The following is a 23,528-nucleotide window of genomic DNA, read 5'->3' as shown; positions in this document are numbered from 1 at the left end:
GCGGAATTTTTACTGCCAATTAGGGGTGGCCATATTTCTTGTGCTAGGAGCATTAAGCAGCCCGTGTAACCTTAGCGCTAAAAGCGTCTTGGGAAAGCCTCTTGCGTTCGAGTTGCCCGAAGATCAATTTGGAAATGAACAAGCCTACATAAACTATTTGCGCACTGCTACCCGCGAGAAGAGCCGGGATGAGGCGTGGATCGTGTATGTTGACCGAGATGGGGTTAGAGCCCATCAGAAGCCAGATGAGCGTAGTAAAGTACAGAAGGAGTTGGGCTACCTTGAAGGGGAGTTTTTTGTCTTGGAGGAAGAAAATGACTGGTTGTTAATTATCCAAGCGGATGCTGTAGACAAACGAAGGATACGGGGGGAGTATACCGAGATTGGATGGGTAAAGAAAAAAGAGCTGCTGCTCTGGCAGCATGGCATCATTAATAAAGACTCAAAAATACACAGCAAAGTCTTTTTGCTCAACAAGGCTTCCGATGTGGAAAACGTCCTCTCTGGCGAAAAAGATCTAGTCACCCCTTATCGTGGGCCAGGAGCAAGCGCGGAGCCGCTAGGTAATCTTCGGATCTATAATTTCTTCTTTGTTTTGAAAAAAGAAAGAGGGCGCTTCCTGATCGCTAAAGAAGTCGATATTCCTATTCGTGGAATAGACCGCATCATCGTAGGCTGGGTAAAAGCAAGCAGGTGCACGGAGTGGAACACCCGCATTGTCCTTGAGCCCAATTTCTCTTCCGATGCTTTTCAGGAGCGTAAGCGCAACGAAGATTTGCTAGTTAAAGGTTTCAGCTCTGCTGAGGAGGCACAGCGCTATATCCAAAACAGTCAGGTAGGTACTGCTTCTTCTTGGGACCGTGACCCGGCTGGCTTGCCCAAAGGGAGCCTCGCGCGAGATGGTAGGCGTTTTAGAGGTGCAGTACTCCGTTTTCCGCTCTTTTCTGAAAAACGGGTGGGCGAAGATTTATTCTATAGCGGCTTAGTAGGAGATATTACCGTAAAGCTCAGAAATGGGCAGCTCTCTGTTATCGACCCCGCTCAGTGGGACGCTGTGCGTGACCGGGCCAACAAATGGCTGGCACAGCGCAGGAAGGTCAATGTGGTCTTGGCCATACAAGCTACTGGCAGTATGTCTGCACAACGGGAAAGTATCCTCTCTTTGGCTGATCAACTTCAGGAATGGTATAGCAATGTAGCAGCCGAAATCGAATTTGGGGCAATCTGCTACCGGAGCATCATCGATGATAGTGCTGAAGGGGGCAGCCAACTACTAGATATCCAAGAGCTATCTTCCTCTCACGATGCCTTTAAAAACTTTTTGGCACAAGTGCCCCTACAGGATTTTATGGGCAATGGGGATGACCGCCCAGCTTTTTACTATGCCTTGGATGAAGGCCTGAAAAGAGTGGGCTTCAATAGCAAAGAGACTAATGTGGTCATCGTATTGGGCGGGGCGCCAGATTTCTCAGAAAACCGTTTACTGGCGGGAAAGTACAAGGAGCACCCGGCAGCTCAGGTCCGTCCGGATGAAATAATCGAACGGCTGACAAACAACAATGTCCACTTCTTTGCTTTGCAGCTACAGAACAGAGGCGGTAAGGCCGCCGCAGACTTTCACGAGGAGGTCCGCTTCCTTTCCGAAGAGCCAGCAAAGAAAGCCTACTACGAAGGGTATGGCAATGTAGAGTCGGAGGGGAAGCGGATTGCAGAGCAGAATGGGATTGAAGTCCCCCCTCCTCAGTTCGAGGCAGTGCCCATCAGGCTACAGGAGCCTTTCCGGTTTGTCTTAACAGAAGGCGGCAGCTATCCCGTCGGCCTGGCTTTCCCTGCTGAAGGGCAGCAGTTTGGCGATTGGCAGGCAGAGGTGGAGCCTTTCGTGAAAGCTTCAGCCGACCGCTTAGGTTTGTACCAGCAAATGGTCGCAGGACTGATAGACGGTGGCGGGGCAGTCGATGAGTCTTTCGACAATGTGTCTGCTGGTTCCTTCGGCCCCGTTGTAGTGGGCTTTATCAACGAAATCCTCGAAGGTACGGCTATCGAGAATGAGCTGCTAGGCGAGAAACTACAGCTCTTTGAGGAAGTCTATTTCCCACGTCAGCTGATGGGAGCCGGCCACACTACTATGTCTTATGTCTTGTTCATGCCAGAAAGGGACCTGACCAATTACCTCAACATCATTCAGCGGATCGATAGCAATATTGGCACTTCTTATGACTCTAAGAGGGAAAGCTTGGTGGCCATCTATAAAGCCCTCATCCAAGAATTTACTGGCGATCGCAAGCTGAGCGATAGCCAAATGGAACAGTTTACACCCCGCGATGTCGCCCGGCTCATTCAAGGGCTCAATGCAGAGGGCGTTTCATTTGATTACCTGCCTAATGTCTCTCTAGAAAGCATCTTAGACGAGAAGAGCGTGCCCGATAGCTTAATTGACGAGCAATTGGAGCGGTTTACAAATATCCGGCTCGACTTAGAGGAAGAGGTTTTTGGCCCAGATTATGAATTCAAATTTCAGAGCAGCGATGGGGCGGCCAACTACTACTGGGTGCCCATCGAAAAAGTATTTTGACTCATGCAGCAACCCCTGTTTCGTATCGAAGAGCTGCACTGTGCTTATGGCAATGGCCCAAAAGTCCTCTATGTGCCACAGCTGCACATAGAACGAGGGGGACTGGTTTTTATCGTAGGTAGTTCCGGAGTTGGGAAAAGTACCTTGCTGGAGACCCTAGGGCTCATGAACCGGACTATTCGATCTGCTAGCCGGCTTGATTTTTTTCCGGCAGAAGGCCGGCCAAAGCCTCTGAAAGCGTGTTGGGCCCAGCCCGATCAGGCGCGCGCCAGTTTCCGTCAGCAGTACTTCAGTTTTGTTTTCCAGCAGACTAACCTCATGCCCAACTTTACCGCAGGTGAGAACATGATGGCGCCGGCACTGCTTAACGGGCAAATAGGTATACAGGATAAAATTCGGGCTTATATGGCTCAGCTGAAGTTGCCCCCGGAGTCCTTTGGCGCCAGTATTTCCGACCTCTCCGGCGGTCAGCGGCAGCGCCTTGCGTTTATAAGGGGCCTTATGGCACCTCACGAAGTCCTGTTCGGCGATGAGCCCACAGGCAATCTGGACCGGCACACTGCTCATTCCTGCATGGAGCTGTTAAAGAGAGAGTTGAGAAACGATGATAGGACTGGTATAATTGTTTCCCATGACCTCGCCCTTGCAGATGCATTTGCCGATCAGATCGTCCCCATCTTGCTTACTATGAATGATGGGCGCACCTCTGGTTTTATCGATCATCAGCAGGTGCTCCACCGAGAAGCAACAGGTAGTTTTCATTGTAACGGCGAACCAGTACCAAATGCTGAACAGTGGCTAGCTGCACGTTTGGACACGCCGTATCAGCCGGCTAAGGCATAAACGGATTACTGATGGATTGGAAAAAGTGGCTACTTCGGCCCGTAGATGAGTTTGAAAAGTTGTTCGCTTACCGCGAATACATAGCTCTAGCCCACAAAGGGCGACCAGGCAGCCTCTTTTGGCTCTGGCTCATCCTTTGGCTTACGTTAATGGCGCTTGGGTTTGCTTTTAGTAGCCTGGAAGACTTGCAACAGCGCATGGACAACCCCTATTCTACTTGGGTTAACCTGCCTATTGACACGTACATAGATCCTGTATTGACCGATGTACTGGATTCTGTATCTGCGCCGGATCGGCGTACCGCCCTCGGGCTAGATACGGTAGTCGAGTGGAACCGCTTTAGCTTTACCTTCCTACCGGCTAGGGCTTCTGTGTTTTCCAAGGGCGAAAATGGAGCCTACTATTGGGGACGTACGATTGACTTTGGTTCCGAATTGTTCGATCGCATCATCAGCGATGGCAATCTTCGCCACAGTAGCTGGCCGGAAGGCACGAGGAGTACATGGAATGAAGCCCTTAAAGGAGGGATCGTAGTCAGCCAATCTTTGCTTTACGAACTGGGCTACGAATGGGGGGCTGAGCCGCTATACATACCGGTCTATGATTCTACTTACGATGGGGTCTTTTTTGTCCCGGTATGGGGAGTAGTAGAAAAATTGCCTAGCAAAGTCGTTTTTCTGGGCAGCTACTCGCTTTACCAAACCTTTAAATCAAGGACTTATGCCCGCAATGCTATCCGCACGAATGAAGCAGGGAGCAACCGCTATTCCTTCCTCGTGGCTCTTGGGGTGGAGACTGAAGCCAAGAAGGCGTTCAAAAAACGTTTTGGGGAGGCTATTGAAGAGTTGGAGTACCGCCAATTTGGCGAAAGCTCTTCGGGGAAACTAGTACAAATAAATCTCTTTCTGAACCTTCAGGCTACCGAGGTGCAGTCCGGTCAGTTCCCAAGCCTGGCTGACAGCCTGCTCGCTGCTGCTTCTTGGGAAGGGATGCCCCTATTTCAATACGAGTGCAAGCTCGGCCGTGGTACTGCCAACAAAGCGCACTATTTGGCTTTTTCTTTTGCTGAACTCGAAAAAGTACGGTTGTTCAGCAGCTACCTAGAGAGAACTTTTGAAATTAAAGTGCCCTTGGAAACAGTAGAGGCCAAAGAGAACTTCGCCCTAGTCAGTTTATTGGGGTATGCGATCAGTCTGATGCTCTTAGGTTTCGCTGTGCTTGCTGTAGTGCTCTTTATCAATAACTTACTGTCTGCTCATATTCGAGAAATAACACCTGTTATGGGCACACTAAAGGCCTTTGGCCTTTCTGCGGGCAAAATTTCACGGATTTATTCAAAAATAGTCCTAGCTGTTTTAATCGTTGCCGGTGCCTTCGCATGGCTTTGCGCCTTCGTTGCGGGCCAAGTTCTGGGAATCTTGCTGCCAAGGGTACAGATAGAGGTTGTAGATTGGAGGATTGCAATGGCGCTGCTTATGGTGGTCCTGCTTTCCCTCTTGTTTGCTCGCCGGCTTATCCACAGGGTGCTTTCTCGAACCCCTGGAGATCTTGTATACCAAAGGGGAGGACAATAAAAAATATGACGAATGAGGTCAATTCAATTTAAAACCACAATCTTTTTGCTTGTCTTGCTGGGCTTGTCCGCGGGCTGTGAGCAAGAGGGCAACAAAGGCAAAATGGACCGTAAAATCGCTGAAGAAGTTTTGGCGAAAGCTGGGGTCGACAAGGTCTTGAGTAGCATTGATACCTCTGCTACTATGGCAGAGGGCATACCCACGCCGCCCATCTCGGAAACCGAAGCTATCCGGCAAACGGAACTGGCAGAACGCAGTGAATTGAAAGATGCTAGCTGCTGTGAAGATTGGATGCCTGGTGCCAAAGTAGCAATCTGCTGTTGCGACAGCCTAGTGGTACGCTACGCCTACGCACTAAAAACAGACCTCGGCCGGGCATTGTCCATCATGGAGGCCGACCCTTACTACACAGCTTGCAAAGAGGGCTACAAAAAGTATCAGCGAGCGATAGAACAACTGGAAAACAGCTTGGAATAGTAGGGGGAGGCACTCCGCGAATGACTACCTTTGGAGCCCACCAACCTCTTTTCTGCTATGTACCGTACGCTGCTGTTTTGCCTGGCTTTCACCGGGCTATGGGCTTCCGCTCAAGCCCAACAGAATTCCGAGGAGGCTCAGGCCAAGCCTTATGTCATCTTAATTTCCTGCGACGGCTACCGCTGGGACTATACCGCCCGGTTCCAGCCGCCCAACATTACCCGCAGGCTGGCCTCCGGGGTGCAGGCCTTTTCTATGATCCCCAGTTTCCCTTCTAAAACCTTCCCCAATCACTATGCCATCGCAACGGGCCTCATCCCTGAGCGCAACGGGCTGGTTGCCAATACCTTTTATGACCCGGAACGCCAGGAGGAGTATTACATCAGTAAGCGAAGTGCGGTGGAAGATGGCACCTGGTATGAGGGCACGCCCCTTTGGGTCAATGCTGAGCAGAACGGCATGGTCTCCGCTTCTTTCTTCTTTGTAGGCTCGGAGGCCGACATACAGGGGGTACGCCCGTCCTATTTTTTCCCCTACAAGGGGGCTACGCCTAATGAAGAGCGGGTCGATCAGGTGCTGCAGTGGCTGCGCCTGCCGGAGGGGCAGCGCCCACATCTGATCACCATGTACTTTTCCGATATGGACGACGCTGGCCACCGCTATGGCCCTTCCAACGATGAAGTCATCGGCAAGTCTCTGCTCAAATTGGATGCCGACCTCGGGCGGCTGTTCGATGGCGTGGACGCCACCGGCCTGCCGGTCAATATCGTCATGGTCTCCGACCACGGCATGGTCGATGTCGCGCCCGATAAGCTCATCAATATCGATCCCCTCAAGGACGATAGCTTGTTCAGGGTGGCCAACAACGGCGCTATGGCCATCGTCTACCTAGAGCCGGGAGCAGATCCTGCCGCAACAGAGGCCTTCCTAAATGAAAAAGCAGCAGGCCTGCCTCTAGAGGTGTATGCCTTGGAAGATTTCCCCCACTACCACAGCAAAAGCGACCCCCGCCTTGGGGACTTCATCCTCTATCCGGAATATGGTTTTTACCTTTCCGACAGCCGGCGCATCGGCTTGGTGCAGTCTGGCCGGTTCAAACAGGGCGGGGAGCATGGCTTTGACCCCGAGTACCCCGATATGCACGCCATTTTCTATGCCTTCGGGCCGGCTTTTAAGCCTGGGCTGGCCATCCCCTCCTTCCGGAATGTGCATGTGTACCCGTTGATCTGCCAGTTGCTTGGGCTGCCCGTGCCAGCGGGCATCGATGGGCGCGCAGAAGTATTGCAGGGGATTTTACAAGCCAACTGAAACCTTTTTTTATTTTCGTTGTTATAACATCGTTTAAAACAACAAAGGGATATGCAAACAACGACAAATATGGGCAAGCAGGCACAGACGCAGCGCCCGGTACATGCTCTGATCCGGCAGCGATGGAGCCCTAGGAGCTTTACAGGAGAACCGGTCAGTACTGAAGTGCTGGAACAGCTCTTTGAGGCCGCAAGCTGGGCACCTAGCGCTTTCAATGAGCAGCCTTGGTCTTACCTTTATGCACATCGGGAGGATGAAGCCGCTTTCGGCCAAATGCTGGACTGCCTTTTTGAGGGCAACCGCAGCTGGGCTGCGAATGCAGGTGTGCTCATCCTGAGCCTGGCAGCCCCTAATTTGTCCGCAAACGGAAAGCCCAACCGCCACTATATGCACGATACCGGGGCGGCCAACAACAGTCTTTTGCTGGAGGCTACAGCCAATGGGCTTTACGGCCATATGATGGGCGGTTTTGATGCCAAAGCTGCCATTTCGGCCTTTAGCCTGCCAGAAACGGTGGAGCCAGTCTGTTTCATAGCCCTGGGGCACTTGGGCAGCCCTGAACAGCTGCCGGAGCCCCTGCGCAGCCGGGAGGAAGCAGCCCGGTCCCGAAAGCCTGTCCTTTCGTTCACTCAAAATTTAGGGGCATGAAGTACCTTTTCGCCATCCTGCCCCTGCTGCTGTCGATAGGGGGCTGCCAGCCGGGGCAAAAGCCTGCAGCGGCTGCCCCCGCTGCGGCAATGGTGCAGCCGGCCGCTGCTCGTGCGCCACAGCCTTTTAAGTCGGTTTTGCACAAAGCAGAGACCCGGGGGGAGACCCGTGCCAGCTGGCTCCTCGGCAAGCATACCTTTTCCTTCAACCGCTATTATGACCCCGACCGCATGAATTTTGGCCTGCTGCGGGTGCTCAACGACGACCACATTGCCGGCGGCGGCGGGTTTCCTACCCATCCGCATGAGAATATGGAAATTGTGACCATACAGCTGGAAGGTGGGCTTGCTCATCGGGACAATACCGGGGGCTCGGGCACCATCCGCCCCAATGAAGTACAGGTTATGACCGCCGGTACAGGGGTGCAGCACTCGGAGGTCAATGCATCGGCCACAGAGGCCTCCAAGCTGTTGCAGATTTGGGTATTCCCAAATGAAATGGGGCTCACGCCGCGCTACGATCAAAAACGGTTTGACCCTGCCAAACGGCAAGGGCGCTGGCAAGCATTGGTCTCGCCCAATGACCCCGAAGCGTTGAGGATACATCAGAATGCGGTGTTCTCCCGCGGCGACTTCCCCTCAGGCACAGCCGCCCGCTACGATATGCAGTTCCCTGGCAATGGCGTTTATGCCTTTATACTTAGCGGTGCCTGCCGTATCAATGGGCAGCCTTTGCAGGCGCGTGATGGCTTTGGGGTTTGGGACACTGGCCATATTGAGGTGGAAACTGCTGCCGATACCGAAATCCTGCTCATTGAAGTGCCCATGATCAATCGTTAGCCTATGCTGCTGCACAATGCTTTCGCTCAGGAGTTCTCCACTTATCTTAGCCTTGGCTTCCGTCATATTTTAGACTTGCAAGGGTACGACCACATCCTGTTTATTGTGGCCCTGTGCGCCCTTTACCGCCTGTCTGAGTGGAAGAAAATCCTGGTCTTGGTCACTGCTTTTACCATCGGCCACAGCCTGACACTGGCTCTGGCCGCCCTTGATGTGGTGCGCGTGCCCCAAGCCTGGATTGATACCCTTATCCCGCTCACCATCTTGCTTACTGCGGTGCACAACATCAGCCAGCCTGGGCAAAGCACCACCGGGCCTGGCCGGTTGTTCGGCCGCAAGCAGCGCTTCAATTACGGGATAGCTGTCGCTTTCGGGCTAGTGCATGGGATGGGCTTCTCCAATTACTTCCGCTTTCTGCTGGGCGAAGAGAACAGTATCGTCAATCAGCTGCTGGCCTTCAATATCGGGCTGGAGCTTGGGCAGTTGATTGTGGTCGGGCTGTTCATGGCGCTGCTGCTGTTCGCGGACAAAGTGCTGCGGGCGCCCCACCGGGAATGGAACCTCGTTGTCTCTGGCGCTGCCGCAGGGATCGCCCTTTCTATTTTGCTGGAAATGTGGGCTGTATGAAAAGGGGCGCCCACTGTGCTGCCTTGCTCACCGCTGCCCTGCTCTTCAGCAGCTGGCACCCGCTGAAAATGAGCTACACCGCAGCCCGCGTAGACGAAGGCGGAAGGCTGGAAGTCAGCTTCCGCGTCTTCCAAGACGATCTGGAGGCGGCCTTCCTGGCCAATTATGGCTATGCCTGCCAAATTGTAGCACAAAGCGGGCAGCAGGAGGTGAAAGGTTTCCTGTCAGACTATTTCGATCAGGTCTTTGACCTGTACTGTGGAGCGGAGGAAGTCTGCCTGTCCTATCAGCGGATGCAGCCGGAAGCCCAAATGGGGCTCGTGCTCTATTTTTCTGCTCCCGCCCCTCCTATTGTAGGGCAAAGCGAATGGCAGGTGTATAATGATATCCTTACTTTTGCCTTCCCCCAGCAAGTCAATATGTTCGCGTTCAAGCACAATGGGGCATTGAGCTTTACCAGCCAATTTGATGCGAATGAGAAAACCGCCACCTTTAACATCCGATAGTATGTCTAACCCCTCTTCAGGCCACCCGGTAGTGCTGAACGAAGACAAGCGCCGCTTCGAGGCCAATGTAGACGGCAGCTTGGCTGTCGCAGAATTCATAAAGACTAAAGATAAGCTCATCCTCACCCATACCGAAGTGCCCCCTGCTCTTAGCGGCAAAGGCATAGCCAGCCTTTTGGCAAAAACAGCCCTGCAGTATGCCCGCAGTTCAGGGCTCAGGGTAATGCCGCTCTGCCCTTTCATGGCAGGGTATATGGCACGCCATCCTGAGTGGGAGAGCCTCTTGGTGCCCGGCATCAACGTAGCCTGAAACCAATAGGATACGGCTGCGCAAGTAGCAGCGCAATTGCTCAGGAGCGCACATTTGTATTATGGTCGCTTTGGGGCCTACCCCTGCCTGAGGGCAGGGGTCGCTATGCTGCGGGGCTCGCTGCCCGCTCGGCCCTATCGGGCTTAGAGCTTGTTCGGATTTTGCTTTTGGAGCGAACGCAGCCCGAAGGGTAAAATCCAAACAAGCTCTAATACCCCTCCGCAGCGCTAGTCCGGTGCCAACAGGAAGCTGATTTTTGGCTTACGCCCCCGGCCTTTTGCTGGGCTGTGGCTGCCGAGAGCAGGCAAAACGGCCTTTTCACATGTCGCCTGTATTGCCGCCTGCCAGGCAAACGGGATGAGAAAGAGGCGCGCTTTGAAATTTGGCAAGAGCAGCCCCAAGAGCGGAATGCATCAAATCCTAAATGCAAGAGCTAGGGCCAGGCAGGTGCGAACAGTCAGCCAAGCCTGTATATCTCTGGCACAAATTCCCTACCTTTGGGCTTCTCAAAATCAGAACTACCGCTATGTCAGCAACGACTTTCAGCAAGCTGGACGAAATGATGGCAGCCATAGAGGCTGAGCAGCCGGGCGACTTGGATGCCCTCGAGCAGTTCCGCATCAAATACTTGGGCTCCAAAAACATCATCAAGCCCCTGTTCGGAGAAATCCGCAACATCCCCAACGAAGACAAAAAAGCCTACGGGCAGCGTGTCAACGCAGTGAAAGAAGCCGCTGAGCAAAAATTCCAGCAGCTGAAGCAACAGCTGGAAATGGCCGCCGAGGATGCTGCAGTACAGGATATCGACCTGACCGCACCCGGCGAGCCCATGCCGCTCGGCTCCCGCCACCCTATCGCCCTGACCATGAACCGCATCATCCGTATCTTTGAACGCATTGGGTTTGTGGTGGCTGATGACCGGGAAATCGAAGACGACTGGCACAATTTTACGGCCATGAACACGCCAGAAGACCACCCTGCTCGTGATATGCAGGATACCTTCTACCTCCAAGATAGCACCGAAATGCTGCTGCGCACGCATACTTCTTCCGTGCAGGCCCGTGTCATGAAGCATACACAGCCGCCTATCCGCATCATTGCTCCGGGCCGTGTTTACCGCAATGAGACGGTTTCCGCTCGTTCCCACTGCCAGTTCCATCAGGTGGAAGGGTTGTACGTGGACGAAGGCGTCTCCTTTGCCGACCTCAAGCAGACGCTGCTGTACTTCGCCCGCGAAATGTTCGGGCCGGAAGCCAAAATCCGCCTTCGCCCTTCTTACTTCCCCTTCACCGAGCCTAGCGCAGAGATGGACGTCTACTTGGGCACAGATACAGAGAAGGACTACCGCCTGACCAAAGGCACCGGGTGGCTGGAGATCTTGGGCTGCGGTATGGTCGACCCTGCTGTGCTGGAAAACTGCGGTATTGATTCCACCCGCTACACCGGCTTTGCTTTCGGCATGGGCATCGAACGGCAAGCCCTGCGCTTGTATGACATTGGCGATATCCGCCTTTTCTTTGAAAACGATGTGCGCTTCCTCCGGCAGTTCGCTGCAGAGTTCTAGCGCGCCCCAACGCGATTCCGATATGAAACCTGGCATCCCTAAAGGGACAAGGGATTTCGGCCCGGCTGAAGTCCTGAAACGCAATTATATCTTCGATACCATCCGGGAGGTCTTCATCCGTTATGGCTATCAGCCTATAGAGACCCCTGCTATGGAAGACCTGGCTACCCTCACCGGGAAGTACGGGGAAGAAGGGGATAAGCTCCTCTTTAAGGTGCTCAATAATGGCGACTTCCTCCGCAAAGCAGACGAGGAGGCCCTGAGCGCGCGGGACTCCACGGCCCTTGTGCCCTCTATTTCCAAGCGGGGGCTGCGCTATGACCTCACCGTGCCCTTCGCCCGCTTCGTGGTCATGCACCAAAACGACATCCCCTTCCCTTTCAAGCGGTATCAAATCCAGCCCGTTTGGCGGGCAGACCGGCCTCAGAAAGGGAGGTACCAAGAGTTTTATCAGTGTGATGTGGACGTAGTCGGCTCGGATGCCCTCATTTACGAAGCGGAGCTCGCACAAATCTACGATGAGGTGTTTTCCCGTCTTGGGCTGAAAGTCGTGGTCAAGCTCAACAACCGGAAGATACTCGCGGGCATGGCAGAAGCTGCAGGCATCGCCCCACAATTCATGGATATGACCATGGCCATCGATAAGCTGGACAAAATTGGGCTCGATGGAGTGCGCAATGAGCTGTCTGGGCGCGGCATCGGTAGCGAAGCTGTTGATAAGGTTGTCGAAATGCTCGGCATCACCGACTTGCAGGCGCTGCGCAGCCTTTTCGCGCAAAGCGAAACTGGGCTGAAAGGCGTCGAAGAGCTATCTACAGTGATGGATTACCTCGCAATGGGCGAACTGAAGAACGAAGTCCGGTTTGACATCACCCTGGCGCGCGGGCTCAACTACTACACCGGCTGCATTTTTGAAGTAGGGGTAGACACAAGCTCCCCGGGGCAGGAGGCCATCAAAATGGGGAGCATAGGCGGCGGCGGCCGATACGATGGGCTGACTAGCGTTTTCGGCATGACCGACCGGGGCTCTGGCGTAGGCGTCTCTTTTGGCGCAGAGCGGATCTACGATGTAATGGAAGAGCTGTCCCTCTTCCCGGCAGACGGGGCCCGTACCCTTCAGCTGCTCTTTATTGCCTTTGACGAGGCGGCCCACCGGCATGCGTTCCGCCTGCTCGGCCAAGCCCGGGCTGCCGGCATCAACGCTGAGCTCTACCCTGAGCCAGCCAAGCTGAAAAAACAGATGAAGTATGCCAATGCCCGGGAGGTGCCCTTCGTGGCCCTGATCGGTGAATCGGAATTGGCTGCCGGCACCCTGACTTTCAAGAATATGGCTACGGGCGAACAGCAAAACCTGGCATGGCCAGCCATTATAGAGCAGTTAAAAGACCGCTGATTATGCTTTTGCCAAGCTCCGCTAATCTTTGGTTGCAGTGCTTGGGCTTGCCCGCACGGCTGGCCATGTATTTTTTGTGGGCAGCGGCGGCTTTTAGCCCTGCCACAGGAAGCGCACAGTCCTTTCAGTTGGAACATGCCCTGAGCGGGAAGGCCAAGCTGTTAAAGCCGGGCAGCAGCCTACAGCTCGAACTGGACATGCCGGCGTCGCAGATGATGGCCGAGTGCCGCCGCCTGCTGACGGGCGAGCTAATGGCCCCTGAAAAAGGGATGCTGCAGCTCTTGCCAGAGAGGGAGCGCAAAAGCTATCTGCTGGACAATGGGCTGTACAAGTTTGACGAAACAGCCTATGAGGGCTTTTCCTTGCGCACTGGCATGCGTGTGCCCTTGGAGGACATACATACCCTGGCTTATCAGCCCCCGCTGAAAGGCAGGCTGCACCGGGCAAGCCGCTGGGCTGCGGGGCTGGGCTTGCTGAGCACTTTGGTAGTGGCCCCTCTGGGCAGCATCAACTACACAGATGGCACCTTTAATAGCGGGCGTTACCTGCGGATAGCTGGTTACAGCCTGGCAGCCTCGGGGCTGGGCATAGCCGTACACTTAGGCACTGCCCCCCGTAAGTTTGCCATAGAGCAGCCGGGCAGCGCCCCCGAGCAAAACCAATGGCGATTGAAAATCATCAACTAAGACGATATGCCCCGTTTCTCTGCCCTTGCTGAAGTCCGCCGGGCGATGTCCGAAGAAGGGCTGACCTGCGAACAATTGGTACAGTACTACTTAGGCCAAATAGAAGCCACTGCAAGCCTGAACATCTACGTGGAGGTATACGCAGCGGAAGCATTGCAGCGTGCCCGGGAACAGGATGCCCTTTATCAGGCCGACCCCTCTGCCGTAGGCCGCTTGCACGGCATGATCCTTTCCCACAAGGATGTCATCTGCTATGCAGGGCACGGGGTGCAGGCAGGCTCTAGGATATTGGAGGGCTTCAAGTCCCTGTTTTCTGCCACAGCGGTAGAGCGCCTGCTGGCAGAAGGGGCTATTTTTATCGGGCGCGTCAATTGTGACGAATTTGCCATGGGCTCTTCCAATGAGACTTCCTGGTTTGGCCCGACCCGCAATGCCGCCGACCCCGGGCGGGTACCGGGCGGCTCTTCCGGCGGTTCGGCGGTGGCCGTACAAGCCGATACCTGCCTGGCTTCCCTGGGCTCCGACACTGGCGGCTCGGTACGTCAGCCTGCCTCTTTTTGTGGGGTGGTGGGGTTGAAGCCTACTTATGCCCGGATATCCCGCTACGGGCTGTTGGCTTATGGCTCTTCCTTCGATCAGATCGGCACCCTGACCCATAGCGTAGCTGATGCGGGCCTGTTGCTGGAGATCATGGCCGGCCCCGATGAGTACGATGCGACGGTGAGCCACGAACCGGTGGAGGCTTATGCAGACTGCCCGGCCCCCGGAAAACCTTTGCGGCTGGCTTATTATCCTGAAGCGTTGGAACACCCGAGCATACAGCCTGAGGTGAAAGCTGCCGCCCAAGGTTTTATGCAGCAGTTGGAAGCGGCGGGGCATACGGTAGACCCGGTTGCCTTTGGCCTGCTCGATTATATGATCCCAGCTTATTACGTGCTCACTACGGCAGAAGCCTCCTCCAACCTTTCGCGTTATGATGGCATCCGTTATGGCTACCGCAGCGCAGATGCAGGCGACCTGCTGAGCACTTACAAGCAGTCGCGTGCAGCAGGCTTCGGCCCTGAGGTGAAGCGCCGCATCATGCTCGGTACCTTTGTGCTCAGTGCAGGTTATTATGATGCCTATTATACCAAAGCGCAGCGGGTGCGCCGCCTCATCAAGGACCGTACCGATGAGATCTTCGCGGATTACGATTTCATCCTGATGCCGGCAGCGCCTACCACTGCCTGGCCATTCGGTGCTAAGTCGGAAGACCCGGTCGAAATGTATTTGGCCGACATTTTCACTGTGCAGGCCAATATGGTCGGTGCCCCGGCAGTTTGTATCCCAGCCGGCACGGATGCGGCGGGGCTGCCAATAGGCATGCAGCTGATGGGGCCCAAGCATTCGGAGGCGGCCCTGCTCGGGCTGGCGAAGGCCCTGCACGGGCAGTAGCCTAGGGGCAGCTCCCTCCCACAAAAAGCAATGCGAATGACTACCAACTATATGGAGCGCGCGGCGGCGTTTGAAGCAGAAGCCGCCCGCTTGCACAGCCGTTACAACCGCCTGTCTATGGCCCGCCTGCTCCTTTTTCTGGGCAGTATCGTGGGCATCGTCCTGCTATGGAATCAGGTACATTACCTGGCCGGGCTGGCGGGCACGCTGGCCTTCCTGGCAGGCTTTTACCGTTTTGTCAACTGGCATCAGGGCATCCGCCGGGCAGCCCGGCATCAGGAGCACCTGGCACAGGTGAACCGTTGGGAGGCTGCGGTGGTAGAAGCGCACGATTTCGGCCCATTTCACGATGGTGCCGGGCTGGGCAGCCTCAGCCACCCTAATGCGGTCGACTTGGACCTGTTTGGCCCTTTTTCGATGTTCCAATACCTCAACCGGGCGTCCACGGCCCTGGGGCGGCAGCAGCTGGGCAGCTGGCTGTCGGAGCCGGGCAGCCCGGAGGATATACGCGAGCGGCAGCAGGCCGCAGTAGAGATGGGCGGGCGCTTGGAATGGCGGCAGCACTTGCAGGCTTATGGTATGGAGATCGATGACGACCCACGGCAGATCGAGCTGCTCTCCCGCTGGCTGTCGGAGCCGGCATTCGTAAAGAGCACCCCTTGGCTGGTGGCTGCATTGTACATCATACCGGCCTGGTCTGTGGCAGCGGCTGTGCTCTGGGCACTGTACCTGCCCTGGTTCCTGGGCGTACTGTTGTACCTGCCTGCAGTGCTTATCCTGCGCAAGTTTGTGGAGCAGGTCAATGAGGCGCATAACAAAACGGCTCATGCCGAACGGGCCCTGGCCCGCTACGCCCGCCTGATACAGCATATGGAGGGGCAGTCGTTTGACAGCCCCTTGCTGAGCCGCCTGCACAGCGCTTTCACGGTGGGCGGGGTTAAAGCATCTTCGCAGATTGGGCGCTTGTCTTACATCATCAGTCAGCTCAATGTGCGGTACAATGCATTTGCGTTTATCTTGAATGTGGCGGGCCTTTGGGAGCTGCAGTATATGTACCGGCTAGAGCAGTGGAAGGCCAGCATGAAGGCCCACCTGCCGGGCTGGTTCGCGGCTATGTCCGCGCTTGAGGCCTTGAGCAGTTATGGCAATCTGTTGCACAACAACCCCGATTGGGCATTGCCAACAATCACTGCTGATACGATGGTGTCTGGCACGGAGCTGGGGCATCCCTTGATACACCGTAGCAAGCGGGTATGCAACGATATCGCCCTGCCCACTGATGGGCACATCAAACTGATCACGGGCTCGAATATGGCGGGCAAGAGCACCTTCTTGCGCACGGTGGGGCTGAATATGGTATTGGCTATGGCTGGAGCGCCGGTCTGTGCCCGAAGTTTCCGGCTGCCCCCGCTACGGGTGTACACGAGCATGCGCACGCAGGATGCGCTGCAGGAGAGCACCTCCTCTTTTTATGCAGAGCTCAAGCGGCTGAAGTTCATCATAGAAGATGTAGAGGATATGGCGGGCAACCGCCCTCCGGAGGTGCAGGCGTTTTTCCTTTTGGACGAGATACTGAAAGGCACCAACAGCAACGACCGGCATACCGGCTCTAAGGCGCTCATCCGGCAGCTCATCCGTAGCAAGGGCTCGGGCATCATTGCCACTCATGACCTGGAGCTCGGGCAGCTCGAAGCGGAAGCTAACGGCACTATAGAGAACCTCCGCATTGAGGTGGAGATACGGGGAGGGGAATTGCACTTCGATTACAAGCTGAAGAAGGGGGTGAGCCAATCTTTCAATGCCACGCTCCTGATGAAGCGGATGGGCATACGCATAGAGGAGGAGTAGGCGCCGGGCATGAAAATGCTGAGCTTACTGGCTTTTAGACAGGCATTGGACTAGCGATGCGGAGGGGTGGCAAGCCCGGCAGGGCCGAGCGGATAGCGAGCCCCGAAGCGTAGCGACCTGAGCCGATAGGCGAGGGTAGGCCCCACCTAAAATGTGGGTTTGGGCCAAGGCTGATTTGGCGGGTGTTTTAGCGTTGGCTTTGGCTGCCCCAATACCACTTCAGCCCGATTAGGATATGGCCGGGGAAAGCGTCAAATTCGGAGGTTTGGAAATACGCGGGCGTAACTTCGGTAGCCCCAATCGTAGCCCCTGTGAGGTTGAGCAGGTCTATCCCTTTGAAAAAGTATTCAAAACGCTCCTTCCATTGTTTCCGGCTCAGCTCGTAATCGAGGCGGTGATAGTTGTTGGCTGCCCCTTGGGTACGGTTGTGCTGTAGCTGGTACCTCAGTTGGTGGCGGAAGAGGTGGTGCTCAAAGCGCAGGGACAAACGGGGGTTGAGGAGGGTGTTTTCCACGAGGCTTTGGCCGCTGCGCCGTTGGGTATACCGGATGATGGCATCGGCGTGTACGGACCATCCTGGCATGCCGGTGAATTTGAAGCTGGGGCGCAGTTGCAGCATACGGTCGTAGACCAGCTGCCCCTGAAGGCGGACGCTTGATGTTGCGCTGTTGAGGGTAAGCCGGGCAGTCCACTGCTCTGCCGACATCCCGCACCATAGCGATGCGAGCCACTCCTGCTGCTTGTCTACCAACTGGAATGTGCTCAGCTGGTACAGCCCCTGAAAGCTGTTGACGGGCTGAAAGTCTTGCATGGCAGGTACGTAGGTCAGGTTGAGATTAAACTGCAAGCTGTTGAGCGCGATGGAGTAGTCTTTGAATATCCCCAGGTTGAAGCTTTCTCTGAGGGCCGCTGTGCCCAAGGGCGTCATCCCGGACAGAAAGCTGGTGGCGTCCCGAAAGCGGTGCAAGGCATTCGTATGCTCGAGGCGTGGCAGTTCGCTGTTGAGTGCATAACGGGCGGATACATTCCAGCCGTTGCCGATACGGTACAGGGCGAAAAAGCCAGGGCTGAGCAGGCTGTTTTTCTGGGTTTCGTGGGCGTTGGAAAGTTGGTAGCGTGCTGCCATCAGATTGGCCGACAGCCGCCATTTGCCAAGGTCGTACCGCAGCCGTATGCCTGCCAATGCATTTTGGTACCGTAGCCGGCTTTCGCCTGAAAATGGCCGCATTCCTTTGTTCCCCGTTTGATTGGAGCGCCTTTCCCGGTTGCGGTTTGCAGCGAAGTGGGCCTCTAGCAGCAGCTTATCCAATTGCTTTCTAGCCCTGATCTGATGGTTGAGCCTAGAAGCAGCGTACCCCTGGTTTTGGGTGCCTGCAAATGCCATCTGTTCCGGTTGATAAGCTGTGATGCCAGCAATACTGTCATTGCTGGAAACAGCAGTTTTATAGTGATTTTGTTCGTGTTCGTACTTGCCGGCCACAGTAAGCCGGATGTCATTTGGAAAGGTATGAGCGAATTTGTAGATGGGCTGGAGCGCGAGGGCATCTGCTGAAGCGTTCTGGGTATTTGCAGTGCTGGTGGTGCCTAGTGTCATATATTCTTCCGTATCAGCGGCCTGCAACTGTACAGTTACCGGCAGCTCCAGCTCAAAACGCATGCCGTTCTTCAGCGACGCTCGGAATACCTGATCCAGGAAGGCAGCAGAGCTGGCAAAGGCGTTAGCTTCTTCTCCAAATTGGGCGGGGACCTCAGAGCGGAACTGTCGTTCGAGGCGATAGCTTTGCCGGCCGGCCGTAAAAGGCAGCTCTAGCTTAGCCCGGTAATTTGCACGGTCGTGCAGAGAGACATCGGCTGCCCCGTGGAGCCGGTAGCTGTTGCGCTGATTAAACTGATGGCCCCAAGCTACGGATTGGGAGTATGCGCCCCGCTGCTGCACGAATATAAAGGGGTTTTGAAAAAGCTGATCGTGCTGTGCATCCCGGATGGCCTGCTCTATATTGTTGCTATACAGTTCGTGACGGGTGTTTGCCGCGTCCAAGTTCAGGCTGAAGGCACTTTTGATACTGGCCGTCAGTGCGTTGCCTGCGGCTTCGTAAAAAGCCTCATAGCCGGCTGCAAGGCTAAGGGTGCCCTGCCATTGGCTTGTATACTCCTCCTTCAGGCGGATGTCGAGGGCGAGCTGTTGGCTCGTGCTGTCTGGGCTGAAATTGACACTGCCAGGAAAGTAATTTTCGATGAGGCGTAAGCTCTGAATAGACTGATAGCTTATGCCGTCGGTGAAATCAGCATCTTTTCCAGTGGCAATTTGCCTGCCTTCCACCAAGACGTCGCCTACTTTTTTATTTTGATAGTAGATGTAGCCATTGTCAATGAAAAAACCGGGCACCCGCTCGATGATATCGGTAACCGATTGCTCCCTGCCGGTTTCCAACAGCTGGATATTGAAAATAGTGGTATCGCCCGATTTGCGCAATAGCGCTGCCTTATCGACGACCGAAATCTCTGCGAGGTCAAACGAAAGGGGGGCTAACGTCAAGGGGCCCAGGGAGAGGGTATCTGACCTGCAGTTGATGATGAGCATCGTATCTTGGTACCCGATCTGAGCCATGTAGAGGCGGCTCTCACCTTCTGGAGCGCTTAGCGCAAAATGCCCCTGTGCGTCAGTGGTGCGAAAGCCGAGTACTTTGGCTGCATCAGGACTGAGCAATTGCACGCTGATGCCACTATGCTGCTCACTGTCCGATAAGCGGGCCGCACCTTGTACCCAGCAGCCCTGCGCTACTGCTGTGCCCGGTAAGAGGAGCAGGCCTGTAAGAAGGGATAAGGCAATTGCGGTCTGCCACATGATAATTGGTTACTGCTCAAACTTCAGCCAGGTTTCAAGCGGCGTTTGTGCATCGATGATGATGAGCTTATCCTTTCCTAGCGACATGATATCATTGTAAGATAATTGAATCGTATTTTTCTTATGGGTGCGGATCCCATCAGGCAGTGCCACAGTTTGAGCGTTAAACAATACCTCTACAGCAGACCATTTGTAGTATTGGGTTTCATACTCTAGCACTAAGCCAGGCAGGCTGAATACCCCATCTTGGGGGCCGTCTAGGTAGGGGATGTCCGGTGCAAACCATGCTACATCCCCATTTTTGGCGATGGCTTGACGGCATGGGATACCGGCGATAGCTTTCTGTTCGCTAGTTAGTGCCCATTGTTGGCGAGTATTCCTTTCCCGCAGCTCGTCAAGGCCCTGTTCGTAAAGATAGCCTTCCATATAGCTGCCGCTTTTTTCAAGCCACACCCCATTGTTGTAATCCTTGTACACCTCTTTGTAGGGCCAGTATTCTTTGCTATCGCTCCGGTCGTAAATGACATATACACTGTCTCTGCAGTATTTAGATGCACCGTGGTTGATCGTCAGGCTGTAGCTGTAGATGATCTTCTGTTGTGACAGCTCAGGCAAAATTTCTTGTATGTTCTCTTTAGCGGTTGCGTGGTATACTACTTTAATGCTTTGCCCCGTAAGCGGGGCGTAGGATAAGAATAGAAGGGCGAGTATTGAGTTCAATGGGTTTTTTTTCTTCATGTTTTGTGGGATTGGCGAAGTGATAAATAAAGGGTATCTGCTACAATATGATAAACAGGATGCCTCGGGCATCAATGCATGGTTAAAATACATCTTTCCTGCCTACGCTATGCTTTTTTGGCCATTTAGCTCAGGCTAAGCCCCTAAAAATGCCAGCGCGTAGTTGAAAGAGCTCATTTTCCAAACTATACTTAAGTCGTCCTTCAAGTCTAGTGGTCTGTCAAGTGTTAATTTATGGGTTGAGTGGGAGCGGATTTTGAGGCTAAATCAAGGCGGATGTTCCCGCACATAGCAGCGCTACGTAAGGGGTTGTCCAACGAAGAGTAGCCTCAAAAGTCGCCGCAGGCAACCCCTAGTTTTAGCCTTGACAGACCACTAGTGTTAGCTGCCTGTACTTTTTAACAGCCTGGCCCACTAACGTGTATGCCACTTGGGGCACCTTGGTTATCAATAATCAAGCAATCCGCACCATCGTCGTAGACGGTTTCTGTACAGTTGAAGTTGCCATCTGGATCGTTGCCACATTGACGGACTATGGTTGCTACCTTATCTGGCGCTGCATCAATGCGGATTTGGCGTCGAGTCGGCTTTTGGGGCATTGGACAGGGCGTTTGCACTTAAAGTGGCGAACGCAGCAATGGCAAAGGATAGGAATACAAGCTTTTTCATAAGTACGAGAATTTAGGGTTAAAATAATTTTTTGTTAAATTACCATTACCATTACCATTACCATTACCAAGATTTAACACTTTTTTAACAGTGTTCAAAGACCTTGTCCTTCAAACCTAAGCCAGGTTTCAAGCGGCGTTTGTGCATTGATGATGAGGAGCATATCTTTTCCTAGTGCCTTAAGTCATAAATCTCTGATACTTAAGTTGAAGTTATTTTCCGGCTAATCAAGGCGAAGGTTCGCTCCTTTAGCCCGAGCTAAAGGAGCGGTTCTTTAACGAAGAAGAGTAGGCGGAAAAGAAAGAAACTTGGGGTGTCAAGGATTTATGGCTTGAGGCACTAGCGGTATCCACTCCTTTCTACAATGGCAGCACGGTAGCGTTTTTGTCTTTAGAGCGGGGCTGACAGGAAAAGTTGCAGCCCAGCTCGGCACTGTTGGGCCAGTCTCGCGCTCAAGCTCGGCCTGGCTTTCGCCCAACTATAGACAGCCCCTATAGCCGTATAGGCAATAACAGCCCGTAGGGGTGACTTCTGTCACATATCGCATGATAATATGGCCATATTTTTGTGTCATCATTAAAAATAAAAATACAATCATAATGGAAAACGCCACTGTTATCAACCAAATGCCCCGCATCGGCGAGCCTGCGCCCGATTTTGAAGCGGTGACCACAACTGGCCCCCTTAAGCTTTCGGAGTACAACAAAGACAGCTGGGTCATCCTCTTTTCCCACCCTGCCGACTTCACGCCGGTATGTACTACGGAAATGAGCGCTTTCGCACTCGAGAAAGACTTTTTCGAGCAGCGCAACACCAAGCTGTTGGGGCTGAGCATCGACAGCATCCACTCCCACTTGGCATGGGTGAACAATGTGAAGAACAATACCGATGTTTACTTCCACTTCCCCATCATTGCTGACTTGGACATGAGCGTGGCTAAGCTGTACGGCATGCTGCACGACAAGGAGAGCACCACAGCCGCTGTACGCGCCGTATTCTTTATCGATCCGAAAGGCATGGTGCGCCTGATGATGTACTACCCGCTCAATGTGGGCCGTAACATGGAGGAGATCAAGCGTGCCCTTGTGGCCCTGCAGACTTCAGACGAGTGCAAGTGTGCCCTGCCCATCAACTGGGTGCCGGGCGAGAAAGCCATTGTGCCTCCGCCCAAAACGCTGGACGAAATGGATGCCCGCCTCAAGAGCACTGAATATGAGCTCGTTGATTTCTACCTAGCTAAGAAGGACATCTAGCAGGCGCAAACCAGATGGTCGTTTTTTTGGGCCTGCCCCTACCGCAAGGAGGGGGCCTGCCCCTGCCCGATGGCAGGTGCCGCTATGCTACGGGGCTCGCTCTCCGCTCGGCCTTATCAGGCCTGCCGCCCCTTCGCAGCGCTAGGCCAATGCTAGGCTAGAGCCCCAAAAGTATGAGCACCTGCGACATTGGGTTCACGCCCCATCTAGCGCACAGGCAAGGGGCCTGCTCAAAGGCCGGGCCTGAAAATCTTAAGAGGGCAGCTGCATTTGCAGCTGCCCTCTGCGTGTTTGAAGGGGGGGCGGTTAAACCCCTGGCCATGCCCCGTTGTTTTCCGGGGAAAAAATGCAGGCAACTGACGGACCCAAAGGCGCTAAGCTAAAAAGTATTGTAAGCTTCCGGGACGGGGCGCAGGCCCCTGTTGAAGACCTTGTCGCCTGTGAGGAGCCACTGGAGATCAAGCTGGCCACCGGGCCGGCCGGCAACCGGGAGCACCGCAGCCTTGCGGTCACAATGCGCACCCCGGGGCAAGATGCAGAGCTGGCCATAGGCTTCCTTTTTACAGAAGGCATCATCGGGAAAGCAGCAGACGTATCTAGCTGCCGGCATGTGGGGCAGGCGCTGGCACCGGAAGCAGCGGAGAACATCCTCCTGGTGGAGCTCTCCCCGGGCACGGCAGTGGATTTTGAAAAGCTCAACCGCCACTTTTATACATCTTCCAGTTGTGGGGTCTGTGGGAAGGCCTCTATAGAGATGGTGCGCACCGTCAGCCTGCATTACCCCCGCCGGGCCTATCCGGTTTTCTCTGCGGCTGTGCTGCAAGGGTTCCCCGATCAGCTCCTGGGCCGGCAGTCCCTTTTTGCGGCAACGGGCGGCATACACGCAGCGGGGGCGTTCACCCCTGAAGGGCAGCTCTTGGCAGTACGGGAAGATGTAGGGCGACACAATGCGATGGACAAACTGATCGGTTCGCAGCTGCAAGCTGGGCGTTTCCCTATGCGTGATGTTGGCGTCATGGTGAGCGGGCGGCTCAGCTTTGAGCTGGTGCAGAAAGCCGCTACTGCAGGCGTGCCCTTGTTGGCTGCTGTGGGGGCGCCTTCTTCCCTGGCTGTCGAACTGGCAGAGGAGCACGGCATCACCTTGGCTGGCTTTTTGAGGGGCACCCGTTTCAATGTGTACTGTGGGCAGGAACGCATTCAGTGGTAAAGGTTTGGCCGCTTCTCAGGAATAAGTAGGCCGCAGCACGGGCTAGTTTTCGGATATTCCCTTAGTTTTGTGTGCTGGGGCACTCCCCGGGCAAAGGGGCGCTAGCCCGGTGGAGCCCGTGGCGGACAGTAGGTTCCCAACGTGCACGGCATGGGCCCTTTCGGGCCTCCCAAACTGCCTTCCCTTT

The 23,528-nt window shown here is 54.6% G+C and carries 20 protein-coding genes; 17 read left to right on the top strand and 3 right to left on the bottom strand.

From position 1 onward, the window contains the following. The first annotated feature begins 157 nt into the window (after window positions 1-157). From tssR to FRY97_RS02640, 15 genes are all read left to right on the top strand, one after another. Window positions 158-2,572 carry a type VI secretion system protein TssR domain-containing protein gene (gene tssR, locus FRY97_RS02710; protein ID WP_147165887.1) on the top strand — a complete coding sequence of 805 codons (2,415 nt, stop codon included), beginning with the start codon at window positions 158-160 and terminating at the stop codon, window positions 2,570-2,572. Between the two features lie 3 nt (window positions 2,573-2,575). After that, window positions 2,576-3,415 carry an ABC transporter ATP-binding protein gene (locus FRY97_RS02705; protein ID WP_147165886.1) on the top strand — a complete coding sequence of 280 codons (840 nt, stop codon included), beginning with the start codon at window positions 2,576-2,578 and terminating at the stop codon, window positions 3,413-3,415. An 11-nt stretch (window positions 3,416-3,426) separates the two neighbouring features. Then, on the top strand, window positions 3,427-4,989 hold the full coding sequence (locus FRY97_RS02700; protein ID WP_147165885.1) for an ABC transporter permease family protein: 1,563 nt from the start codon (window positions 3,427-3,429) through the stop codon (window positions 4,987-4,989). Window positions 4,990-5,001: 12 nt separating this feature from the next. Next, complete coding sequence (locus FRY97_RS02695; RefSeq protein WP_147165883.1) at window positions 5,002-5,466, top strand: hypothetical protein; 465 nt, start codon at window positions 5,002-5,004, stop codon at window positions 5,464-5,466. Window positions 5,467-5,523: 57 nt separating this feature from the next. After that, window positions 5,524-6,774, top strand: coding sequence for an alkaline phosphatase family protein (locus FRY97_RS02690; protein ID WP_147165882.1), 1,251 nt, complete (start codon window positions 5,524-5,526; stop codon window positions 6,772-6,774). 51 nt (window positions 6,775-6,825) lie between these two features. Next, on the top strand, window positions 6,826-7,422 hold the full coding sequence (locus FRY97_RS02685; RefSeq protein WP_211356794.1) for a nitroreductase family protein: 597 nt from the start codon (window positions 6,826-6,828) through the stop codon (window positions 7,420-7,422). Further along, complete coding sequence (locus FRY97_RS02680; RefSeq protein ID WP_246141525.1) at window positions 7,419-8,261, top strand: pirin family protein; 843 nt, start codon at window positions 7,419-7,421, stop codon at window positions 8,259-8,261. Before FRY97_RS02685 ends, FRY97_RS02680 begins: the two co-directional genes overlap by 4 nt. 3 nt (window positions 8,262-8,264) lie before the next feature. Beyond that, a complete protein-coding gene (locus FRY97_RS02675) occupies window positions 8,265-8,888 on the top strand; it encodes a HupE/UreJ family protein (RefSeq protein ID WP_147165881.1) in 624 nt (207 codons plus the stop codon). Further along, on the top strand, window positions 8,885-9,394 hold the full coding sequence (locus FRY97_RS02670) for a DUF6702 family protein (protein WP_147165880.1): 510 nt from the start codon (window positions 8,885-8,887) through the stop codon (window positions 9,392-9,394). The genes FRY97_RS02675 and FRY97_RS02670 overlap by 4 nt, the downstream gene beginning before the upstream one ends. 1 nt (window position 9,395) lies before the next feature. Continuing rightward, complete coding sequence (locus FRY97_RS02665) at window positions 9,396-9,704, top strand: GNAT family N-acetyltransferase (RefSeq protein WP_170254473.1); 309 nt, start codon at window positions 9,396-9,398, stop codon at window positions 9,702-9,704. Window positions 9,705-10,230: 526 nt separating this feature from the next. Beyond that, window positions 10,231-11,268 carry a phenylalanine--tRNA ligase subunit alpha gene (gene pheS / locus FRY97_RS02660; protein WP_147165877.1) on the top strand — a complete coding sequence of 346 codons (1,038 nt, stop codon included), beginning with the start codon at window positions 10,231-10,233 and terminating at the stop codon, window positions 11,266-11,268. Window positions 11,269-11,290: 22 nt separating this feature from the next. After that, window positions 11,291-12,661, top strand: coding sequence for a histidine--tRNA ligase (gene hisS / locus FRY97_RS02655; RefSeq protein ID WP_147165876.1), 1,371 nt, complete (start codon window positions 11,291-11,293; stop codon window positions 12,659-12,661). Window positions 12,662-12,663: 2 nt separating this feature from the next. Next, a complete protein-coding gene (locus FRY97_RS02650; protein WP_147165875.1) occupies window positions 12,664-13,347 on the top strand; it encodes a hypothetical protein in 684 nt (227 codons plus the stop codon). A gap of 6 nt (window positions 13,348-13,353) precedes the next feature. Next, window positions 13,354-14,781 carry an Asp-tRNA(Asn)/Glu-tRNA(Gln) amidotransferase subunit GatA gene (gatA, locus tag FRY97_RS02645; protein ID WP_147165874.1) on the top strand — a complete coding sequence of 476 codons (1,428 nt, stop codon included), beginning with the start codon at window positions 13,354-13,356 and terminating at the stop codon, window positions 14,779-14,781. Between the two features lie 36 nt (window positions 14,782-14,817). Beyond that, window positions 14,818-16,629, top strand: a complete 1,812-nt coding sequence (locus FRY97_RS02640; RefSeq protein WP_147165872.1) for a MutS family DNA mismatch repair protein — start codon at window positions 14,818-14,820, stop codon at window positions 16,627-16,629. A gap of 187 nt (window positions 16,630-16,816) precedes the next feature. On the opposite strand, the gene FRY97_RS02635 is transcribed toward FRY97_RS02640, so the two are convergent. The 3 genes from FRY97_RS02635 to FRY97_RS02625 all read right to left on the bottom strand — a co-directional run bounded on the left by FRY97_RS02635 (window position 16,817) and on the right by FRY97_RS02625 (window position 20,811). Next, window positions 16,817-19,474 (bottom strand): TonB-dependent receptor, encoded by a 2,658-nt coding sequence (locus FRY97_RS02635; RefSeq protein ID WP_147165871.1) that lies wholly within the window; start codon window positions 19,472-19,474, stop codon window positions 16,817-16,819. Between the two features lie 9 nt (window positions 19,475-19,483). Continuing rightward, window positions 19,484-20,212 (bottom strand): GLPGLI family protein, encoded by a 729-nt coding sequence (locus tag FRY97_RS02630; protein WP_170254472.1) that lies wholly within the window; start codon window positions 20,210-20,212, stop codon window positions 19,484-19,486. Window positions 20,213-20,610: 398 nt separating this feature from the next. After that, window positions 20,611-20,811 (bottom strand): hypothetical protein, encoded by a 201-nt coding sequence (locus FRY97_RS02625; protein WP_147165869.1) that lies wholly within the window; start codon window positions 20,809-20,811, stop codon window positions 20,611-20,613. 669 nt (window positions 20,812-21,480) lie between these two features. Between FRY97_RS02625 and FRY97_RS02620 the strand changes: the two genes are divergently transcribed. Together FRY97_RS02620 and fdhD are read left to right on the top strand one after the other, a co-directional pair. Next, window positions 21,481-22,134 (top strand): peroxiredoxin, encoded by a 654-nt coding sequence (locus FRY97_RS02620; protein ID WP_147165868.1) that lies wholly within the window; start codon window positions 21,481-21,483, stop codon window positions 22,132-22,134. Between the two features lie 346 nt (window positions 22,135-22,480). After that, window positions 22,481-23,341, top strand: coding sequence for a formate dehydrogenase accessory sulfurtransferase FdhD (fdhD, locus tag FRY97_RS02615; protein WP_147165867.1), 861 nt, complete (start codon window positions 22,481-22,483; stop codon window positions 23,339-23,341). The last annotated feature ends 187 nt before the right edge of the window (window positions 23,342-23,528 follow it).

The sequence above is a fragment of the Phaeodactylibacter luteus genome (assembly GCF_007993045.1).
GTDB classification, from domain to species: domain Bacteria; phylum Bacteroidota; class Bacteroidia; order Chitinophagales; family Saprospiraceae; genus Phaeodactylibacter; species Phaeodactylibacter luteus.
The sequence above is the reverse complement of the archived record's forward strand: the minus strand, read 5'-3'. Positions and strand labels throughout refer to the sequence as shown.

Coding starts and splice junctions, on each gene's coding strand:
- FRY97_RS02705 (WP_147165886.1), top strand. CDS start 2,576: ATGCAGCAACCCCTGTTTCGTATCGAAGAGCTGCACTGTGCTTATGGC.
- FRY97_RS02700 (WP_147165885.1), top strand. CDS start 3,427: ATGGATTGGAAAAAGTGGCTACTTCGGCCCGTAGATGAGTTTGAAAAG.
- FRY97_RS02695 (WP_147165883.1), top strand. CDS start 5,002: ATGAGGTCAATTCAATTTAAAACCACAATCTTTTTGCTTGTCTTGCTG.
- FRY97_RS02690 (WP_147165882.1), top strand. CDS start 5,524: ATGTACCGTACGCTGCTGTTTTGCCTGGCTTTCACCGGGCTATGGGCT.
- FRY97_RS02685 (WP_211356794.1), top strand. CDS start 6,826: ATGCAAACAACGACAAATATGGGCAAGCAGGCACAGACGCAGCGCCCG.
- FRY97_RS02680 (WP_246141525.1), top strand. CDS start 7,419: ATGAAGTACCTTTTCGCCATCCTGCCCCTGCTGCTGTCGATAGGGGGC.
- FRY97_RS02675 (WP_147165881.1), top strand. CDS start 8,265: ATGCTGCTGCACAATGCTTTCGCTCAGGAGTTCTCCACTTATCTTAGC.
- FRY97_RS02670 (WP_147165880.1), top strand. CDS start 8,885: ATGAAAAGGGGCGCCCACTGTGCTGCCTTGCTCACCGCTGCCCTGCTC.
- FRY97_RS02665 (WP_170254473.1), top strand. CDS start 9,396: ATGTCTAACCCCTCTTCAGGCCACCCGGTAGTGCTGAACGAAGACAAG.
- pheS (WP_147165877.1), top strand. CDS start 10,231: ATGTCAGCAACGACTTTCAGCAAGCTGGACGAAATGATGGCAGCCATA.
- hisS (WP_147165876.1), top strand. CDS start 11,291: ATGAAACCTGGCATCCCTAAAGGGACAAGGGATTTCGGCCCGGCTGAA.
- FRY97_RS02650 (WP_147165875.1), top strand. CDS start 12,664: ATGCTTTTGCCAAGCTCCGCTAATCTTTGGTTGCAGTGCTTGGGCTTG.
- gatA (WP_147165874.1), top strand. CDS start 13,354: ATGCCCCGTTTCTCTGCCCTTGCTGAAGTCCGCCGGGCGATGTCCGAA.
- FRY97_RS02640 (WP_147165872.1), top strand. CDS start 14,818: ATGACTACCAACTATATGGAGCGCGCGGCGGCGTTTGAAGCAGAAGCC.
- FRY97_RS02635 (WP_147165871.1), bottom strand. CDS start 19,474: ATGTGGCAGACCGCAATTGCCTTATCCCTTCTTACAGGCCTGCTCCTC.
- FRY97_RS02630 (WP_170254472.1), bottom strand. CDS start 20,212: ATGAAGAAAAAAAACCCATTGAACTCAATACTCGCCCTTCTATTCTTA.
- FRY97_RS02625 (WP_147165869.1), bottom strand. CDS start 20,811: ATGCCCCAAAAGCCGACTCGACGCCAAATCCGCATTGATGCAGCGCCA.
- FRY97_RS02620 (WP_147165868.1), top strand. CDS start 21,481: ATGGAAAACGCCACTGTTATCAACCAAATGCCCCGCATCGGCGAGCCT.
- fdhD (WP_147165867.1), top strand. CDS start 22,481: ATGCAGGCAACTGACGGACCCAAAGGCGCTAAGCTAAAAAGTATTGTA.